The organism is Streptomyces sp. NPDC048419 (assembly GCF_043200415.1).
Taxonomy (GTDB): domain Bacteria; phylum Actinomycetota; class Actinomycetes; order Streptomycetales; family Streptomycetaceae; genus Streptomyces.
Genome location: NZ_JBICXT010000005.1, coordinates 177,881 through 194,477 on the forward strand (window position 1 = coordinate 177,881; position 16,597 = coordinate 194,477).

General features: G+C 70.7%; 17 protein-coding genes. 8 read left to right on the top strand and 9 right to left on the bottom strand.

The window, feature by feature from the left end; all coding sequences use genetic code 11:
* Nucleotides 1–43: 43 nt before the first annotated feature.
* Nucleotides 44–928 carry an alpha/beta fold hydrolase gene (locus ACGFYN_RS13575; RefSeq protein WP_393865973.1) on the top strand — a complete coding sequence of 295 codons (885 nt, stop codon included), beginning with the start codon at nt 44–46 and terminating at the stop codon, nt 926–928.
* Between the two features lie 285 nt (nt 929–1,213).
* Here ACGFYN_RS13575 and ACGFYN_RS13580 read toward each other — a convergent pair whose 3' ends face one another.
* On the bottom strand, nt 1,214–2,107 hold the full coding sequence (locus ACGFYN_RS13580) for an NYN domain-containing protein (protein ID WP_393865974.1): 894 nt from the start codon (nt 2,105–2,107) through the stop codon (nt 1,214–1,216).
* 173 nt (nt 2,108–2,280) lie between these two features.
* Between ACGFYN_RS13580 and ACGFYN_RS13585 the strand changes: the two genes are divergently transcribed.
* The gene (locus ACGFYN_RS13585; protein ID WP_384250585.1) at nt 2,281–2,433 is read left to right on the top strand and encodes a hypothetical protein; all 153 of its coding nucleotides are present in this window, start codon (nt 2,281–2,283) and stop codon (nt 2,431–2,433) included.
* Nucleotides 2,434–2,538: 105 nt separating this feature from the next.
* Here the strand turns inward: ACGFYN_RS13585 and ACGFYN_RS13590 are convergent, their stop codons facing one another.
* From ACGFYN_RS13590 to ACGFYN_RS13600, 3 genes are all read right to left on the bottom strand, one after another.
* Nucleotides 2,539–3,144, bottom strand: a complete 606-nt coding sequence (locus ACGFYN_RS13590) for a MarC family protein (protein WP_393865975.1) — start codon at nt 3,142–3,144, stop codon at nt 2,539–2,541.
* 58 nt (nt 3,145–3,202) lie between these two features.
* Nucleotides 3,203–4,060, bottom strand: a complete 858-nt coding sequence (locus ACGFYN_RS13595; RefSeq protein WP_393865976.1) for a PHP domain-containing protein — start codon at nt 4,058–4,060, stop codon at nt 3,203–3,205.
* A 108-nt stretch (nt 4,061–4,168) separates the two neighbouring features.
* Nucleotides 4,169–4,810, bottom strand: coding sequence for a DUF6758 family protein (locus tag ACGFYN_RS13600; protein ID WP_393865977.1), 642 nt, complete (start codon nt 4,808–4,810; stop codon nt 4,169–4,171).
* Nucleotides 4,811–4,981: 171 nt separating this feature from the next.
* Here ACGFYN_RS13600 and ACGFYN_RS13605 point away from each other — a divergent pair, with 171 nt between their 5' ends.
* On the top strand, nt 4,982–6,208 hold the full coding sequence (locus ACGFYN_RS13605; protein ID WP_393865978.1) for an MFS transporter: 1,227 nt from the start codon (nt 4,982–4,984) through the stop codon (nt 6,206–6,208).
* 41 nt (nt 6,209–6,249) lie between these two features.
* On the opposite strand, the gene ACGFYN_RS13610 is transcribed toward ACGFYN_RS13605, so the two are convergent.
* Nucleotides 6,250–6,834: a suppressor of fused domain protein gene (locus ACGFYN_RS13610; protein WP_393865979.1), complete on the bottom strand. Its 585-nt coding sequence runs from the start codon at nt 6,832–6,834 to the stop codon at nt 6,250–6,252.
* A gap of 508 nt (nt 6,835–7,342) precedes the next feature.
* Between ACGFYN_RS13610 and ACGFYN_RS13615 the strand changes: the two genes are divergently transcribed.
* Nucleotides 7,343–8,461, top strand: a complete 1,119-nt coding sequence (locus ACGFYN_RS13615; RefSeq protein WP_393865980.1) for a magnesium and cobalt transport protein CorA — start codon at nt 7,343–7,345, stop codon at nt 8,459–8,461.
* Between the two features lie 23 nt (nt 8,462–8,484).
* Nucleotides 8,485–8,997 carry a hypothetical protein gene (locus tag ACGFYN_RS13620; protein WP_393865981.1) on the top strand — a complete coding sequence of 171 codons (513 nt, stop codon included), beginning with the start codon at nt 8,485–8,487 and terminating at the stop codon, nt 8,995–8,997.
* A 4-nt stretch (nt 8,998–9,001) separates the two neighbouring features.
* On the opposite strand, the gene ACGFYN_RS13625 is transcribed toward ACGFYN_RS13620, so the two are convergent.
* Nucleotides 9,002–9,745: a hypothetical protein gene (locus tag ACGFYN_RS13625; protein WP_393865982.1), complete on the bottom strand. Its 744-nt coding sequence runs from the start codon at nt 9,743–9,745 to the stop codon at nt 9,002–9,004.
* 216 nt (nt 9,746–9,961) lie between these two features.
* On the opposite strand from ACGFYN_RS13625, the gene ACGFYN_RS13630 reads away from it, so the two are divergent.
* The 3 genes from ACGFYN_RS13630 to ACGFYN_RS13640 are packed head-to-tail and all read left to right on the top strand — an operon-like array spanning nt 9,962 to nt 13,011.
* The gene (locus ACGFYN_RS13630) at nt 9,962–11,251 is read left to right on the top strand and encodes a magnesium transporter MgtE N-terminal domain-containing protein (protein ID WP_393865983.1); all 1,290 of its coding nucleotides are present in this window, start codon (nt 9,962–9,964) and stop codon (nt 11,249–11,251) included.
* Complete coding sequence (locus ACGFYN_RS13635) at nt 11,241–11,834, top strand: DUF1003 domain-containing protein (protein WP_393865984.1); 594 nt, start codon at nt 11,241–11,243, stop codon at nt 11,832–11,834. Before ACGFYN_RS13630 ends, ACGFYN_RS13635 begins: the two co-directional genes overlap by 11 nt.
* Before the next feature lie 43 nt (nt 11,835–11,877).
* The gene (locus tag ACGFYN_RS13640; protein ID WP_393865985.1) at nt 11,878–13,011 is read left to right on the top strand and encodes an Mrp/NBP35 family ATP-binding protein; all 1,134 of its coding nucleotides are present in this window, start codon (nt 11,878–11,880) and stop codon (nt 13,009–13,011) included.
* Nucleotides 13,012–13,065: 54 nt separating this feature from the next.
* On the opposite strand, the gene ACGFYN_RS13645 is transcribed toward ACGFYN_RS13640, so the two are convergent.
* From ACGFYN_RS13645 to ACGFYN_RS13655, 3 genes are all read right to left on the bottom strand, one after another.
* Nucleotides 13,066–13,737 carry a hypothetical protein gene (locus ACGFYN_RS13645; protein WP_393865986.1) on the bottom strand — a complete coding sequence of 224 codons (672 nt, stop codon included), beginning with the start codon at nt 13,735–13,737 and terminating at the stop codon, nt 13,066–13,068.
* Between the two features lie 260 nt (nt 13,738–13,997).
* The gene (locus tag ACGFYN_RS13650; protein ID WP_393865987.1) at nt 13,998–14,444 is read right to left on the bottom strand and encodes a sec-independent translocase; all 447 of its coding nucleotides are present in this window, start codon (nt 14,442–14,444) and stop codon (nt 13,998–14,000) included.
* Nucleotides 14,445–14,715: 271 nt separating this feature from the next.
* The gene (locus tag ACGFYN_RS13655) at nt 14,716–16,536 is read right to left on the bottom strand and encodes a S1C family serine protease (protein WP_393865988.1); all 1,821 of its coding nucleotides are present in this window, start codon (nt 16,534–16,536) and stop codon (nt 14,716–14,718) included.
* Nucleotides 16,537–16,597: the final 61 nt, after the last annotated feature.

Genomic DNA, 16,597 nt, shown 5'->3' on the forward strand with positions numbered 1-16,597 from the left:
GCCCGGCCGCCTCCGCGACGCCCTCGCCGGATAACCTCACCCCATGAGCAGGCCTCCGACCTTCACCCCGCCCCCGGGCGCCCGCGCGTACTCGCTGCGCACCGCGCGCGGGGAGTTCGCCGTCGTCGACTCGCCCGTGGCGGACGGCGCCGTGCCACGGGGAACCGCGCTGCTGCTGCCCGGGTTCACCGGCAGCAAGGAGGACTTCAACCCGCTGCACGTAACGCTCGGGGCGCGCGGCTACCGGACCGTCGCGGTGGACGGGCGCGGGCAGTACGAGTCCGACGGGCCCGAGCACGACGAATCGGCGTACGCGCAGGGTGAGTTGGCGCGGGACGCGCTCGCCCAGGCCGCCGCCCTCGGCACCCCCGTACACCTCGTCGGGCACTCCCTGGGCGGGCAGATCGCGCGGGCCGCGGCCCTGCTGGACCACTCCCCCTTCCGGTCCCTCACGCTCATGGCCTCCGGACCGGCCCAGATCTCCGTCTCCCAGCAGCAGCGCGTGAAACTGCTCCAGGACGCGCTCGCCGTGATGGACATGACCGAGGTGTGGGAGGCGATCCAGGCCCTGGAGCCGCCCGAGGAGACCGACACCGGCGATCTGGATGCCGGGCTCGGCGACCAGGAGGATCTGCGCCGCCGCTGGATGGGCAACAAGCCGGCCCAACTCATCGCCACCGGACGCCAGTTGTGCACCGAACCGGACCGCGTGGCCGAGCTGGCCGCCCTGCCGCTGCCGTTTCACGTGCTGTCGGGTTCCAGCGACGACACCTGGCCGGTGTCCCTGCTCGACGACATGGCGCTGCGCCTGCACGCACACCGCACGGTCGTCCAGGGTGCCGAGCACTCCCCCAACACGGACCGGCCCCTCGAGACGGCCCGCGCCTTCGCCGACTTCTGGGACCGCAGCGACCCCGGCCACCGGTAACCGCCACATCCACCCGGGCAGCCGGTAACCGCGCCCGCACCCCGAAAGCCGGTGACCGCGCCCTGCCCCCGGCAGCCAGTTCTGCGCCTGCACTCCAGCGGCCAACACCGCGCCCGCACCCCAGCAGCCAACACCGCGGCCCGCACCCGTGCGGCCAACACCGCAGGCTGCACCCCGGCAACCAGTTCCGCGCCTGCACTCCAGCGACCAACACCGCGCCCGCACCCCAGCAGCCAACACCCCGCCCGCACCCGTGCAGCCAACACCGCAGGCTGCACCCGGCAGCTAGTACTGCGCCTGCAGGTGCTCCCAGAACCCGTCCCGCAACGCCCGCCGCAGATCGGCCTGTCCGCGCAGCGAGTACTGGAGCAGGCCCTCCGCCTCCACCAGCAGGTCCTGGTCGACCGAGCCCGGCAGATAGGGGTGACCGGGCAGCAGCTCGACCAGCGACTCCCGGCCCCGGGCCGCCAGCCACTTCGCCGCGATCTGCGCGCCGACGAAGCGGACGTCCTCGCGGGTGGGCCGGGAGGCGGTGGCCTCGTAGGCGGCAGCGGTGCGCCGGGCCACGTACGGCTTGAAGAAGTCGAGGTCGAGGGTGCGCTGGCTGTCGACCTCCCAGAGCAGGGGCTCCGCCTGGTTGCGTCCCTCGGGGGCCTCGATGCCCCACAGGTGCACCCGCGCGCCGTACCCCTGCGCCGCCTCGACCGCCGACACCAGGTCCTCGTCGCCGCCCAGCAGGGCCGCGTCGCTGATCGCACGGTGTCTGGCCAGCGACTCCAGGTCCGACCTGATCAGCGAATCGACGCCCTTCTGCTGGTTGTTGGCATTGAGATTGCCCAACCGGACCTTCACGTCGGGGAGTTCGGCGATCGACTGCTGCTCGGCGGTGTGGATACGGCGCCGCGCTCCGTCGTACCAGTAGACCCGCAGCAGCCGGCTGTCCGCGAAGATCGTGCGGGCCTTGTCGATGAGCGCCTCGATCAGCCCTTCCGCGTCGAGGTCGAACGCCCGGCGGTCCTCCGTGCCTGCGACGAGGCGCCCCGCGGCCGCGTACAGGTACCCCGCGTCGACGAAGATCGCATGGGTCGAGGGCGTCTTCGCCACCTCGGCGAGCATGCGCTGAAGCAACTCGTTCGTGCGGTCGATGCGGGCGGTGAGCGCCACGAGGTCGTCGTTCATCGCCTCCATTGTCCCGGCGGTCACGCTGCGAACACAACCGGTCCCGGTCGGTCTCGCGACTCGTTCCTTACCGGTCAGTAGTTAGCCGTTCGAAAAATTTATTTAGCGTAGGGAATGTTTGTAACGCGGTAATGGTTGACTCCATCAGATGGCAGCGCGACGAAGGGAGAGGCATGCGCTTCGAAATCATGCGACTCGACGAGGTCAACGGCACGACCGTGGACAGCACCGTCGTGGACGCCGCCTCCGTCGACCGGATCGTCCAGCAGGCCGCAGCCATAGGACAGCGACTCTGGATCCGGCCCGCCGAGAGTGCGGCCGTATAACCGACTGACCGACGCGGATCACCGCGCAATCTTCGAAGCCCCCGCCCGGCACCGACGCCGCGCGGGGGCTTCGCGTATACGCGGACCGAGTGGCCCCGGGGCCGCTCAGGCGCCCTTGATCACCTGGGTGACGCCGTTGATGATCTGCTGCACGGCGATCGCGGAGAGCATCATGCCCGCGAGACGCGTCACCAGGACCACGCCGCCGTCCTTGATGACCCGGATGATCAGCAGCGAGTAGCGCATCACCAGCCACAGCACGATGTGGATGGCGAGGATCGCCGCCCACACCGACGCCTGCATGGCGAAGCTGTGGGCCTTCTGCACGGCGAGGATCACGGAGACGATCGCCCCCGGGCCGGCCAGCAGCGGCATGCCCAGCGGCACGAGCGCCACGTTGACGTCCTTGGTCTGCTTCGGCTCGTCGTTCTTGCCGGTCAGCAGGTCGAGGGCGATGAGCAGGAGCAGCAGTCCGCCCGCGATCATCAGGGCGGGCACGGAGACATGCAGGTAGTCGAGGATCTGGTGCCCGAGCAGCCCGAAGACGGTGATCACGCCACCGGCCACGCAGACGGCCTGGAAGGCCATCCGCTTCTGCACCTTGCCGGGGCGTCCGGCGGTCAGCGCGAGGAAGATCGGGGTGATCCCGGGGGGATCCATGATGACGAACAGGGTCAGGAACAGGGAGCCGAAGACGGCGAGGTCGAACATGGGTGAGCAACTGGCCTTGCGGTGATGGGGAAACGGACGGTGAGAGGGCAGGGAAGGGTCAGGCCCCGCCGGTCCCCGGCACCGGGAACGCCCCGGTCGCCCGCCGCACGATCTCCCCGTACACCTCGGGATCCGTGACGTACTCGCCGAGCACACACGTCTTGCGGCTGCCGTGGTAGTCGCTGGACCCGGTGGTCAGCAGCCCCAGTTCCTTCGCCAGCCCGCGCAGCCGCGCCCGCGTCTCCTCGTCGTGGTCCATGTGGTCGACCTCGATGCCGTCGAGCCCCGCGGCGGCCATCTCGGCGATCGCCGGCTCCGGCACCGTACGGCCGCGCTTGCTGGCACCGGGATGCGCGAAGACGGTGACCCCGCCCGCGGCCTTGACGAGCCGGATCGCCTCGAAGGGGTCCGTCTCGTGCTTCTCGACGAAGGCCCGGCCGCCGTCGGACAGCCAGTCCTGGGTGAACGCGTCGTTCACGGTCGGCACGACGCCGAGCTCGACGAGCGCGGTCGCGACATGCGGCCGCCCGACCGAGCCGTCCCCGGCGATCCGCCGCACCTGGTCCCAAGTGACCGGCACGCCCAGCGTGTTCAGCTTGGCGACCATGCCCTGGGCCCGCGGCACCCGGTCGTCCCGCACCAGCTCGCGCTCGGCGAGCAGCGCCGGCTCCTCGGGGTCGAAGAGGTAGGCGAGCATGTGCATGGAGACGCCGTCGATACGGCAGGACAGCTCGGCGCCGGTGACGAGCGTGAGCCCCTCCGGCAGCGCGGCGATCGCCTCGGCGTGCCCGCGGGTGGAGTCGTGATCGGTCAGCGCGACGACGTCCAGCCCGGCGGCGGAGGCGTTCCGCACCAGCTCGGCCGGCGTGTCCGTACCGTCGGACGCGGTGGAGTGGGCGTGCAGATCGATACGCACTACGCGGACTCCAGGCGGCGACGGGACGGAAGAGGACGCTCAAGGATAACCGGATTTTCCAGGTCCCCTGTCACACCCATACCCGGGAGGTGACCCCTACAGGTTCCCTCAGGGTTCCAACAGCCTGGGCGAAAGCGCCCCGCACGGTACGAGATCGACCTCCGCCCCGGCATCCCGCAGATCCGTCAGCACCAGCTCGTCGTACATCAGCAGCCCCGACTGCTCGGGCCACACGACCGCCCACAGCCACAGCCCCCGCGCCTCGCCCGCGAAGACGGCGCGGTCGTCGGGGCTGTCGGTGACGTGCCAGAGCGGGGTCGGACGGCCGCCGGCCAGGACCTTGGCCTGGGGCGGCTTCTCGACGTTCATGTACCGCCCCGGGTCCGGGCCGTCGATGCCCGCGTACCGCGCGCCGAGTCCGACGCCGAGCTCCTCGGCGACCAGGATCAGCTCCCCTATACCGCCGAGCGGCCCCGGTCCGGAGCACGCCACCGCGGTGGCCCGGCCGCCGTGCCGGTCGTCACCCGCGCACGCCACTCCCGTGAAGAGCCAGCCGACCGGCAGGGGCCACGGCATCCACACCGGTACCTGCGTGCGATGCACCACCACACCGAGGGCCTCGACGCTGGGCGGGATCACGGGCTGCAGCGGATGCACGGTGCCGTGCACATCGCACTGCCAGGAATCGGCGAAGAGTCCGGGAGCCCTGACCCGGCCACCACACTTCGGGCAACTGGGTTCGCCCCTCATAGGGCCCCACGGTCCTACCCGCGCCCCGTCACGTCAAGGACGATCACCCGTCCGGACGGAACCCTTCACCGGGCGCCGCGACGGACCAAACTAGATGTAGCTTGCATTAATTAGCTGCCCTAACTTACTATGTGCATATACCAACCATCCTTGAACGAGAGTGGAGGAAGCATGGACGACCCCTTCGACGCGGGAGCGGGCAGCATCCTGCGGCAGCCGAAGGCCGTGTGGGCGACGGCGGGCGCGTCCGTCGTCGCCTTCATGGGCATCGGACTCGTCGACCCGATCCTGCCGTCCATCGCCAAGGGCCTGGACGCGACGCCCGGCCAGGTCTCCCTGCTCTTCACCTCGTACTTCCTGATCACCGCCGTCGCGATGCTGGTCACCGGCTTCATCTCCAGCCGTATCGGCGGCCGCAGGACGCTGCTGCTCGGCCTCGCCTTCGTCGTGGTGTTCGCGGGTCTCGCGGGCACGTCGGGCTCGGTCGCCGAACTCGTCGGCTTCCGCGCGGGCTGGGGCCTCGGCAACGCGCTCTTCGTCTCGACGGCCCTCGCGGTCATCGTCGGCGCTGCGGCGGGCGGCAGCGCCGCCGCGATCCTGCTGTACGAGTCCGCGCTCGGCCTCGGCATGGCGTGCGGCCCGCTGCTGGGCGCGCTGCTCGGCAACCAGAGCTGGCGCTACCCCTTCTTCGGCACCGCCTTCTTGATGGCGGTCGGCTTCCTGTGCATCACGGCGTTCCTGAAGGAGCAGCCGAAGCCGGCCCGGAAGACCTCGCTGCTCGACCCCCTCCGGGCGCTCGGCCACGGCGGCCTGGCCTCGGCGGCGGTCTCGGCGTTCTTCTACAACTACACGTTCTTCACCGTGCTGGCCTTCACGCCGTTCGTGCTGAACATGACGCCGTACAAGTCGGGTGCCGTGTTCTTCGCCTGGGGCGTGCTGCTCGCCGTCTTCTCGGTGCTCGTGGCCCCGCGCATGCAGAAGCGCTTCGGCTCACTGAAGGTGCTCGGCGGCTCGCTGGTGCTGCTCGCGGCGGACGTCCTCGTCCTCGGCTACGGCAGCCACACCACGGCCGTCGTCTGCACGATCCTGTCGGGCGCCTTCATCGGCGTGAACAACACCGTCTACACGGAGCTGGCGCTCGGCGTCTCGGACGCGCCCCGGCCCGTGGCGAGCGCCGGCTACAACTTCGTGCGCTGGTTCGCGGCCGCGGCCGCGCCGTACTTCGCGCCGAAGATCGAGGAGTGGACCGACATCCGCATCCCGTTCGTGGTCGCGGCGGTCACCGCCGTGCTGGGCGCGGTCGTCGTGTTCGTACGGCGGAACGCGCTCACCCACGAGACCGAGGAGCTGGAGCCGCGGCACGCCACGGAGGACAGCGTCACGGTCTTCGCCAACTGACGCCTTCCGGCCACCGGTTGGTGAGCTTGCTCACCTGGCCCTCAGTCCAGCGGGACGGACTTGCGGGACGGATCCCTGAGGTCCGTCCCGTTCGTCAGCCAGCGCTCCTGGAGGGCCTGGGCGCCGTGCACGCGCTTCCAGGCGGCCTCGTTCGCCGTCATCGGGAGCAGCGGCAGGAAGCGGACCGGCTCGAGCGGCTCGTCGAGTTCGAGGTCCTCGACCAGGCCGCCCGGCTCGGCGACCAGCACGGAGCTGAACGGGGCGCCGGGCCACAGGGGTTCACCGACGTCGAGCGAGGCGCCGGGTGCCACGACCACACCCTCGACCTGCGGGGAGGCGGCGAGTACGGCGAGCGGACGCAGCGCCTTGTCGGTCTCGGCGTGGCCGCCGCGCACCGAAAGGACCAGCTCGGCGCGCGGGCCCCTGTGCGGGTCGGCGAGCATGGCCGTGGGGTCGCTCATCGGCTGCGCGGACATGCCGAGGGTGGCGTAGCGGACGATGTCGCCCTCGTGGAAACGGAGCACTTCGATGCGGTCGGTGCCGAGGAACGTGACGGCCGCGCGGGCGTCCGGTTCGCCCAGCGCGCTGCGCAGCCGGGCCTCGACCAGAGGAAGAACATCAACCATGCCGCGAGCATAGAACTCGTCAGTACAGGGCAAAGCGGCGCCTTGACACATTGGGCTGCTGATAGTCTTGCCCGCGTCGTTCGGGGCAACACGCAGATGGGGCACCGCCCAGGCCGTTCAGGCACTGGGGGAGTCGCACCAAGTCCCGACGCCCGTGAGACTCCCTTTACGGGAATGGAACGTCCCTTACGAGGGACCGGCCGGAGGAGGTGGGGCTGTCATGGATCGAAGTCACCCGTGCAGTACCACTCGCTCTTCCCGCCGCTGATACAGCTGATCCGGCTCTGGCTGACCGCCGCCTTTCACGCTCACGTCTTCCCGCGGAAGAGCACTTCGTTTCGTTTTGCCTGATCTGTCTGATCTGAATCAGCAGCGAAGTCCGCCACCGCGACGGTGCGGTGCTCCCCGCTTTGTGGACGTGCCAAACACCTGACGCCAGGACGTCCCCATTCCGGGTAGTTCCAGCCGTCGTCGGCGCCTTTCGTCGCATGACACGAAGGAGCCAGCCATGTCGATGATCCGTGACCTGCGCGCCGCGGTCCGGCCCTCCCGCGTCCCGGTGCGCGGGGACGCCGGTGTGTACGACACGACTCGCGACCCCTCCACCCCCTCCGCCGTCGTCGACTGCGCCGTCTACCGGGACGGTGCCCGCGTGGACAGCGGCCGGTCCCTGAGCCCGCACGAGGCGATGCGCCTGGTGCGCCGCGACGGAGGCTTCGTCTGGATCGGCCTGCACGAGCCGACCGAGGCCGAATTCTCCGGGATCGCAAGCGAGTTCGGGCTGCACCCGCTGGCCGTGGAGGACGCCGTCCAGGCCCACCAGCGGCCCAAGCTGGAGCGCTACGACGACACGCTCTTCACCGTCTTCAAGACCATCCACTACGTCGAGCACGACCAGCTCACCGCCAACAGCGAGGTCGTCGAGACCGGTGAGGTCATGTGCTTCACCGGACAGGACTTCTTCATCACCGTCCGGCACGGCGGCCAGGGCTCGCTGCGCGCCCTGCGGCACCGGCTCCAGGACGACCCCGAACTGCTCGCCAAAGGCCCCTCGGCGGTGCTGCACGCGATCGCCGACCACGTCGTCGACGGGTACATCGCGGTCGCCGACGCCGTCCAGGACGACATCGACGAGGTCGAGACCGAGGTGTTCTCGCCCGGCCGCCGGGGCGGTGTCTCGCGCGGTGTGGACTCGGCGCGCATCTACCAGCTCAAGCGCGAGGTGCTGGAGTTCAAGCGCGCCGTCTCGCCGCTGCTGCGCCCCATGCAGCTGCTGAGCGAGCGGCCGATGCGGCTGATCGACCCCGACATCCAGAAGTACTTCCGGGACGTCGCCGACCACCTCGTCCGCGTCCAGGAGCAGGTGGTCGGCTTCGACGAGCTGCTCAACTCGATCCTCCAGGCCAACCTCGCGCAGGCGTCCGTCGCGCAGAACGAGGACATGCGCAAGATCACGTCCTGGGCCGCCATCATCGCCGTACCGACGATGGTGTGCGGGGTCTACGGCATGAACTTCAAGTACATGCCGGAGCTGCACGCGAAGTACGGCTACCCGGTGATCATGAGCATCACCGTCTGCATCTGTCTGGGCATCCACCGCACGCTGAAGCGCAACGGCTGGCTGTGAGAGTGCCTGGATAGGCTGGGCCCATGACTAGCGAGCTGCTCGACCAGGCCCTCGTCGAGGAGGCCACCAAGAAGTCCGGCCTCATCTGGGTCGCGGGCCCCGGCAGTCCGGCCCGGGCGCTGTGGCACGTGTGGCACGAGGGTGCCGCGTGTCTGGTCGGCGACGGACCGGGCGAGCAGCCGCTGCCGGGCCTGACCGACGGGGCCGGGGCCGAGGTGACGGTCCGCAGCAAGGACAAGGGCGGCCGGCTGGTGACCTGGTCGGCGAAGGTCGTCGAGCTGACGCCCGGGTCCGAGCAGTGGGCGGCCACGGTCGCCGAGCTGAAGGGCAAGCGGCTCAACGCCCCCGACGGCGAGGCGATGACCGGGCGCTGGTCCCGCGAATGCCGGGTGCTGCGCCTTGAACCCGCCGGGGCGACAACGGAGTTGCCCGACGACGACCTGGCCGAGGCACCGCTGCCGACGCCCGCCACCACCCGTCGGCCGATCCCCGCGGGGCTGCCGCGGCTGCTGCTGAGGAAGAGGAAACGCCGGTAGGACGTCAGGACGTCGGCAGCTGCTTGCCGTAGTCCACCGTCTCGGTCTTCTTCGGCTCGTTCAGGGCGAAGTCCTCGCCCCAGGACGAGAAGGCGATCGTGCCCGCGCCGCCCGCCCGCTCCAGCCGGAGCGGATACGGCTTGCCCTGGAGGGAGACGTCGAGGGTGCCGCCCGAGCCCTTGTCGCCGGTGATGCGGATGGTGCGGGTACCCGACTGCTCGTGATGCCCGTCCGTCGCGAGCGGGCCGTGCAGGGTGAGCAGACCCCCGAGGAGGACGTCCATGTCCGTGAAACCGCTGAACTTCTTGTACGCGGGGTCGCGCTGCGGCACCTTCACGTACTTGCCGTCGAGCTTGCTGGCGGACGCCTTGCCCGTATTGCCGTCCGCGTGGTTCCAGAAGCCCGCGCCGGCCTTCAGATACAGCTGCTCACCGATCCGCAGCAGCCCGAAGGCGACCCCGTTGGAGGTGACCGAGCCGGTGGCGCCCTCCGACTTCAGGCGCATGTCGAGTTTGTACGTACGCCCGTTGGTGACCACGTCGCCGGAGAGGTGCACGGCCTCCGCCGCCGCGGCGGCCGCCCTGGTCTTCGACTCGATCTTGGCAGCCGGCAGCTTGCCGACCCCGTTGGTGCCCGCGTCGGGGTCGTCGCTGCAGCCCGCCAGCACACCCGTCCCCGCCACGACCAGTGCGCACATCGCTCCCAGCAGCGTGGTCCGGCGCGTACGGCCCAGGGCAATCACGGTCACAGAAGGGGCTGCCTTTCGGTCGTGGGACGTGAGCGGCGTACCGCAGCGTACCCGGGGCCCCGACGGCCCCGCGGAAGCAGTCCGTCCGGACGTCCCACCAGGGCGGATCCGATCGGTACGGGCTAGCCTGAAGCCCACCTGAGCGGGCAATTCGGAAAGAAAACACAGCAGGAAACAAGCACTGCGAAACACCCCGCAAGCAAAGGAGCGCAGCCCATGGCAGCGGGCGCCCCCAGGATCTTCGTCTCGCACATCGCCGGCGTCGCCGTCTTCGACCCCAACGGCGATCAGGTGGGCCGCGTCCGCGATCTCGTCGTCATGCTGCGCGTCGGCCGCCGGCCCCCGCGCGTGCTCGGGCTGGTCGTCGAACTGCCCACCCGGCGCCGGATCTTCCTGCAGATGACCAGGGTGACCAGCATCGAGTCCGGCCAGGTCATCGCCACCGGCGTGCTCAACGTCCGGCGCTTCGAGCAGCGGCCCACCGAACGTCTCGCCTTCGGCGAGCTGCTGGACCGCCGGGTCACACTCGTCGAGACCGGCGAGGAGGTCACCGTCCTCGACCTGTCGGTGCAGCAGCTGCCGGCCCGCCGGGACTGGGAGGTCGACCGCGTCTTCGTCCGCAAGGGCAGGCCCGGCGGCGCCTTCCGGCGCGCCAAGGGCGAACAGCTGACCGTCGAGTGGTCCGCCGTCACCGGCTTCTCCCTGGAGGAGCAGGGACAGGGCGCCGAGAGCCTGCTCGCCACCTTCGAGCAGCTGCGCCCCGCCGACCTCGCCAACGTGCTGCACCACCTGTCGTCCAAGCGCCGCGCCGAGGTGGCCGCCGCCCTCGACGACGACCGGCTGGCCGACGTCCTCGAGGAGCTCCCCGAGGACGACCAGATCGAGATCCTCGGCAAGCTGAAGGAGGAACGCGCCGCCGACGTCCTGGAGGCCATGGACCCGGACGACGCGGCCGACCTGCTCGCCGAGCTCCCCGAGCAGGACAAGGAGCGGCTGCTGAGCCTGATGCAGCCCTCCGACGCGGCGGACATGCGGCGCCTGATGGCCTACGAGGAACACACCGCCGGCGGCCTCATGACCACCGAGCCCATCGTGCTGCGGCCGGACGCCACGGTCGCCGACGCGCTCGCCCGCGTCCGCAACCGCGACCTCTCCCCCGCCCTCGCCGCCCAGGTCTACGTCTGCCGCCCGCCCGACGAGACGCCGACCGGCAAGTACCTCGGCACCGTCCACTTCCAGCGCCTGCTGCGCGACCCGCCGTACACGCTGGTCAGCTCGATCATCGACGACGATCTGCAGACACTCGACCCCGATGCCACGCTGCCCCTCGTCGCCGGGTTCTTCGCCGCGTACGACATGGTGGCGGCGCCCGTGGTCGACGAGGCCGGGGCGCTGCTGGGCGCGGTGACCGTGGACGACGTACTGGACCACATGCTGCCCGACGACTGGCGGGAGACGGAGTTCCACCTGGACGAGGACGAGGGGGTGGGCGCTCATGACGCCTGAGCGGGAGAGCACGCGCGAGCGCACACCGGCCGGGGCCACGGCCGCCACCCGCCCGCGCGTCCGGCTGGACCAGCCGCGCGCGCCGCGCCGCCGGATCATCCCCGAGTGGGACCCGGAGGCCTTCGGGCGGCTGTCGGAGCGCATCGCGCGCTTCCTCGGCACGGGCCGCTTCATCGTCTGGATGACGGTCGTCATCATCCTGTGGGTGGTGTGGAACGTGTTCGCGCCGAGCGCCCTGCGCTTCGACAACTACCCGTTCATCTTCCTGACCCTGATGCTGTCCCTCCAGGCCTCCTACGCGGCCCCGCTGATCCTGCTCGCGCAGAACCGGCAGGACGACCGGGACCGGGTCAACCTCGAACAGGACCGCAAGCAGAACGAGCGCTCCATCGCGGACACCGAGTACCTGACCCGCGAGATCGCCGCCCTGCGCATCGGCCTGGGCGAGGTCGCCACCCGCGACTGGATCCGCTCCGAGCTCCAGGACATGGTCAAGGAGCTGGAGGAGCGGCAGAACGGCCACCACGAGCACGCCGTATTCCCGGCAGAACGGTCGCGTGGACGTGACGTAGACGACCGGTGACAGGCATCCCGGGGCCCCTGTGCGGCGCCGTACCATCGTCCTTATGGCTAGCGAAGACGCGGTGCGCGAGGCACTGGCGACGGTGAACGACCCCGAGATCAACCGACCCATCACCGAACTGGGGATGGTCAAGTCGGTGGACATCGGCGCGGACGGGACGGTCGCGGTCACCGTGTACCTGACGGTCTCCGGCTGCCCGATGCGCGAGACGATCACGCAGCGCGTGACGGATGCGGTGTCGGCGGTCGAGGGCGTCACCCGCGTCGACGTCTCGCTCGACGTCATGAGCGACGAACAGCGCAAGGAGCTGGCGAACGCCCTGCGCGGCGGCACCGCCGAGCGCGAGGTCCCCTTCGCCAAGCCCGGCTCGCTGACCCGCGTCTACGCGGTCGCGTCCGGCAAGGGCGGCGTCGGCAAGTCCTCGGTGACGGTGAACCTGGCGGCGGCGATGGCCGCCGACGGGCTGAAGGTCGGTGTCGTCGACGCCGACATCTACGGCCACAGCGTGCCGCGCATGCTCGGCGCGGACGGCCGCCCCACCCAGGTCGAGAACATGATCATGCCGCCTTCGGCCAACGGCGTGAAGGTCATCTCCATCGGCATGTTCACTCCGGGCAACGCCCCGGTGGTCTGGCGCGGCCCGATGCTGCACCGCGCGCTCCAGCAGTTCCTGGCGGACGTGTACTGGGGCGACCTGGACGTCCTGCTGCTCGACCTCCCGCCCGGCACCGGCGACATCGCCATCTCCGTCGCCCAGCTGGTCCCGAACGCCGAGATCCTGGTCGTCACCACGCCTCAGCAGGCGGCCGCCGAGGTCGCCGAGCGGGCCGGCTCCATCGCCGTGCAGACGCACCAGAAGATCGTGGGCGTCGTCGAGAACATGTCCGGCCTGCCCTGCCCGCACTGCGGCGAGATGGTCGACGTCTTCGGCACCGGCGGCGGCCAGACGGTGGCGGACGGCCTGACCCGTACGACGGGTGCGACGGTCCCCGTCCTCGGCGCCATCCCCATCGACGTCCGCCTCCGCGAGGGCGGCGACGAGGGCAGGCCCGTGGTCCTGAGCGACCCGGACTCCCCGGCGGGCGCGGCCCTGCGCGGCATCGCGGGCAAGCTGGGCGGACGCCAGCGGGGCCTGTCGGGAATGTCCCTGGGGATCACGCCGAAGAACAAGTTCTGAGGCTGCACGGAGCACTGAAGCGACGGGGCGCCGCATCCGCGCGGCGCCCCTTCGTCATGCGTACGCCTTGATGTCCTTGATCACGGCGAAGGCGAGGCCGTACGCGCTCATGCCTCTTCCGTACGCCCCCAGGTGCACCCCTTGCGGCGTGGACCCGGCGAGGACCCAGCCGAACTCGGACTCCCGGTAGTGGAACTGCGTGGGAACGCCGTCCACGGGCAGGGAGAGCGTCGACCACTCCGCGCCCGAGAGGTCGTCGGCCAGCGCCCACGCGGTCTCCGTCTGCTGCTCCAGCCAGTCGTCCCGCAGGGAGTGGTCCATCTGACCGGGCCAGGTGAAGGACAGCAGCCCCACACCGGCCAGCCAGGCCGCCGAGGAGACCGACGTGGCCTCCAGCAGCCCCGTGCCGTCGGCACTGCGCCGTACGGGGCTCGCCGCGACGGTCACCACGACCGCGAACTTCTCCCGCGGCTCGTCGTTCGAGCCGACCGCGAACTCGTTCTTCACGGACGGCTCGTCGCCGTGCCCGATCGAACCGTGCTCGACGGCACCGTCGGCCGCCGTCCCGACCTGCATCAGCCAGCGCGGACCCGTGAAGGCCTCATCGAGGCCGTACCACGGGAAGGGCGCCAGCAGGTAGCCGTCGACCGTGCGCCGGGCCGTGGGGAGCTGTTGTCCGCCCTCCGCGGCCGACGCCTGCGCGACTGCCTGACTCGTCGTCTCCATGTGCCCGGACGCCTCCTCGTTCTCGTCGAACCGGAGCGGCCCGCCCCCCTTCGGGCGTACTCGTCCGGTCCGCACAACAACTCGGCAGCATAGCCACCCCACTGAGGACAGCAGGGAAATCGCCCGGCTCGTGCGTCGCACCGAAGGGTGGGTTCAGGCCGTGCGCAGGTGCCGCGGAGTATGAAACGCATCACGTACGGCGCGGGTGGCACGGCGCTTGAGCAGCACCGGAGTGCGGCTCGGCGGCTCGGGCCTACGACTCAGGTGGCGTCCGCGTCGAAGGGCGGGCGGTCGTCCTCGTCGGGCTTCTTCGTCATGTCGATGCGGCCGCCGGCGGAGGACGAGGAACCGGAGGACGACGGGGACGACGACGGCGCGTCGGTCTCGCGGCTGTGCACCGCGTCCGTGACCTCGGCCATCTCCTTCTTCAGGTCGAAGCCGTTGCGGATCTCCTTGAGCCCCAGCTCGTCGCTGTCCATCTGCTTGCGGATGAACGTCTTGGGGTTGAGGTCCTCGAACTCGAAGTCCTTGAACTCCGGGCCGAGCTCCGAACGGATGTCGTGCTTGGCGCTCTCCGAGAACTCCCGGATCTTGCGGATCGTCCGCATCACGTCCTGGATGACCTTCGGGAGCTTGTCCGGACCGAAGACGAGCACGGCAAGGACAACGAGCGTCACCAGCTCGAGCGGTCCTATGTCATTGAACACCTGAAGCTCCTTGCGAGTCCCCCGGTCCTCGGCCCTCGGTGGCCTGTGCGGGTCTTCCGTGGTCCGGGCCGGATCCACGGTACCCGGCGATCCCGTAAGACCGGTACTGTCCCGGGGGTTCCGAGTGCGGTCGCGTGGGCGGTTTGGGGCGTTGTTTGCCTTGTGAGGCCCCAGGTGGGGCGGCGACCGGGGCTCGGCGCTGTGACTTTCTGTGAGTCCTGCCCGGGGACGTCACACACAGCTCTTACCCACGGCTCGCGTGCCCCGGCCCTCAGCTGCCCTCCGAGGAACCGAGGACCAGCGGGATCTTCAGCTCCTTGCCGTCGCGCCGGACGGTCAGCTCCAGGCGGTCGCCGGGGCGGTGGGCGCGGGTCTTGACGATCAGTTCCTCGCCGGAGTGCACGCGCTGGCCGTCCACCGCGGTGATGACGTCGCCCGCCTTGATGCCGGCCTTGGCGCCCGGGCCGCCCCGCGTGACGGCGGGGCCGCCGCTCTCGGCCTTCGCCCCGACGCGGGCACCGTCGCCGCTGTAGTCCATGTCGAGGGTGACGCCGATGACCGGGTGGGTCGCCTTGCCGGTGTTGATCAGCTCCTCGGCGACGCGCTTGGCCTGGTTGACCGGGATGGCGAAGCCGAGCCCGATGGAACCGGCCTGTCCGCTCGCCGAGTCCGAGCCGTCGTCGGCGGACCGGATCGCGGAGTTGATGCCGATGACCCGGGCCTGTGTGTCGAGCAGCGGGCCGCCGGAGTTGCCGGGGTTGATCGGCGCGTCGGTCTGCAGGGCGTCGACGTAGGAGACGTCGCTCCCGTCCGCGCTGTCGCCGCCGGCCGTGATGGGCCGTTCCTTGGCGCTGATGATGCCGGAGGTGACGGTGCCCTCCAGGTCGAAGGGGGCGCCGATGGCGACGACGGGATCGCCGACCTGGACGTTGTCGGAGTTGCCGAGCGGCATGGGCTTCAGCCCGCGCACATTGCCGACCTTGACGACGGCGAGGTCGTAGCCGCTGTCCCGGCCGACGACGGTGGCCTTCGCCGTGTCCCCGCTGTTGAAGGTCACCGATATCTGGCCGGAGGAGCCGGCGGCCGGTTCGACGACGTGGTTGTTGGTGAGGATGTGGCCCTGCGCGTCGAGCACGAAGCCCGTCCCGGTGCCGGACTCCTCGGCGCCGGACACATGCAGGGTGACCACGCTGGGCAGGGCCCGCGCGGCGATCCCGGCGACGCTGTCCGGAGCCCGCCCCGCGGGCTCCTTGCCCGCCTGCGGCAGCTCCACGGCCCCTACGCCGCCGTTGCGCTCGAGATAGGACCCGATGACACCGCCCACGCCCCCGGACACGAGCGCGAGGGCCACGGCACCGGTGACGAGCGCCCGCCGGACCCGCCTGCGCCGCTTGTCCTTGCCCTCCACGGCCGCGCCGTTCTGCTGGAGGGGGATGGACGACCAGGGGTCGTAGTTCTGCCAGGGGGTGGCGGGGTGTGCCGCGTGGGCCGCCGTATGTGCCTGAGCTGGGATGCCGTGGGCCGGTGGCGGCGTCGGCGATGGCGTCGGTATCGCGGGGCCCTGCGCGGGTGCGCCCGCCGCCGGATGCTGGACCGGCGGAGCGGGTGCCCAGGGGCCCGGCTCGCCGTACGGCGGGGTGCTGTAGGGATCGGGGTCGTGCAAAGGCCTGGGGTGCTCGGCGGCGGGCGTCGCCACGGGGGCGTCCGGCGCCGCGGGAGCGTCCGGCGCCGCAGGAGCGTCCGGCGCCGCGGGGGCGTCCGGCACGACAGGAGCGTCCGGCGCCGTCGGGGCGTCCAACTCGAAGTCGCCCTCGTCGGCAGGCGCGCTGTCGGCCGCGTCCTCCGGACGCCTCAGCTCGAAGTCGCCGTCGGACACGGATGGGCCGTCGGACACGGCTTCGCCGCCGGCACCCGCCGGTCGCGCCAGTTCGAAGTCGCCGTCGGGCAGAGGCACACGCGCGCTGCCGGCTTCCTCCGGCCCACTCAGCTCGTAATCGCCGCCGGCGGACGGGACCCGCTCCGCCTCCCCCACAGAGCCCTGCCGGCGCGGCAGGCTCCACCACTTCGGCTTCGTGGGCTTCCCCTCGTTCATGCTCTCCCCACAGCTGGCCACAGCACGGCACGGCTCGTCGGCCATGGCCTCAGTTGTCGAC

What these genes read in the sequence shown, in the direction of transcription:
- ACGFYN_RS13575 (WP_393865973.1), top strand. Translation starts at nt 44, where the DNA reads ATGAGCAGGCCTCCGACCTTCACCCCGCCCCCGGGCGCCCGCGCGTAC.
- ACGFYN_RS13580 (WP_393865974.1), bottom strand. Translation starts at nt 2,107, where the DNA reads ATGAACGACGACCTCGTGGCGCTCACCGCCCGCATCGACCGCACGAAC.
- ACGFYN_RS13585 (WP_384250585.1), top strand. Translation starts at nt 2,281, where the DNA reads ATGCGCTTCGAAATCATGCGACTCGACGAGGTCAACGGCACGACCGTG.
- ACGFYN_RS13590 (WP_393865975.1), bottom strand. Translation starts at nt 3,144, where the DNA reads ATGTTCGACCTCGCCGTCTTCGGCTCCCTGTTCCTGACCCTGTTCGTC.
- ACGFYN_RS13600 (WP_393865977.1), bottom strand. Translation starts at nt 4,810, where the DNA reads ATGAGGGGCGAACCCAGTTGCCCGAAGTGTGGTGGCCGGGTCAGGGCT.
- ACGFYN_RS13605 (WP_393865978.1), top strand. Translation starts at nt 4,982, where the DNA reads ATGGACGACCCCTTCGACGCGGGAGCGGGCAGCATCCTGCGGCAGCCG.
- ACGFYN_RS13610 (WP_393865979.1), bottom strand. Translation starts at nt 6,834, where the DNA reads ATGGTTGATGTTCTTCCTCTGGTCGAGGCCCGGCTGCGCAGCGCGCTG.
- ACGFYN_RS13615 (WP_393865980.1), top strand. Translation starts at nt 7,343, where the DNA reads ATGTCGATGATCCGTGACCTGCGCGCCGCGGTCCGGCCCTCCCGCGTC.
- ACGFYN_RS13620 (WP_393865981.1), top strand. Translation starts at nt 8,485, where the DNA reads ATGACTAGCGAGCTGCTCGACCAGGCCCTCGTCGAGGAGGCCACCAAG.
- ACGFYN_RS13630 (WP_393865983.1), top strand. Translation starts at nt 9,962, where the DNA reads ATGGCAGCGGGCGCCCCCAGGATCTTCGTCTCGCACATCGCCGGCGTC.
- ACGFYN_RS13635 (WP_393865984.1), top strand. Translation starts at nt 11,241, where the DNA reads ATGACGCCTGAGCGGGAGAGCACGCGCGAGCGCACACCGGCCGGGGCC.
- ACGFYN_RS13640 (WP_393865985.1), top strand. Translation starts at nt 11,878, where the DNA reads ATGGCTAGCGAAGACGCGGTGCGCGAGGCACTGGCGACGGTGAACGAC.
- ACGFYN_RS13645 (WP_393865986.1), bottom strand. Translation starts at nt 13,737, where the DNA reads ATGGAGACGACGAGTCAGGCAGTCGCGCAGGCGTCGGCCGCGGAGGGC.
- ACGFYN_RS13655 (WP_393865988.1), bottom strand. Translation starts at nt 16,536, where the DNA reads ATGAACGAGGGGAAGCCCACGAAGCCGAAGTGGTGGAGCCTGCCGCGC.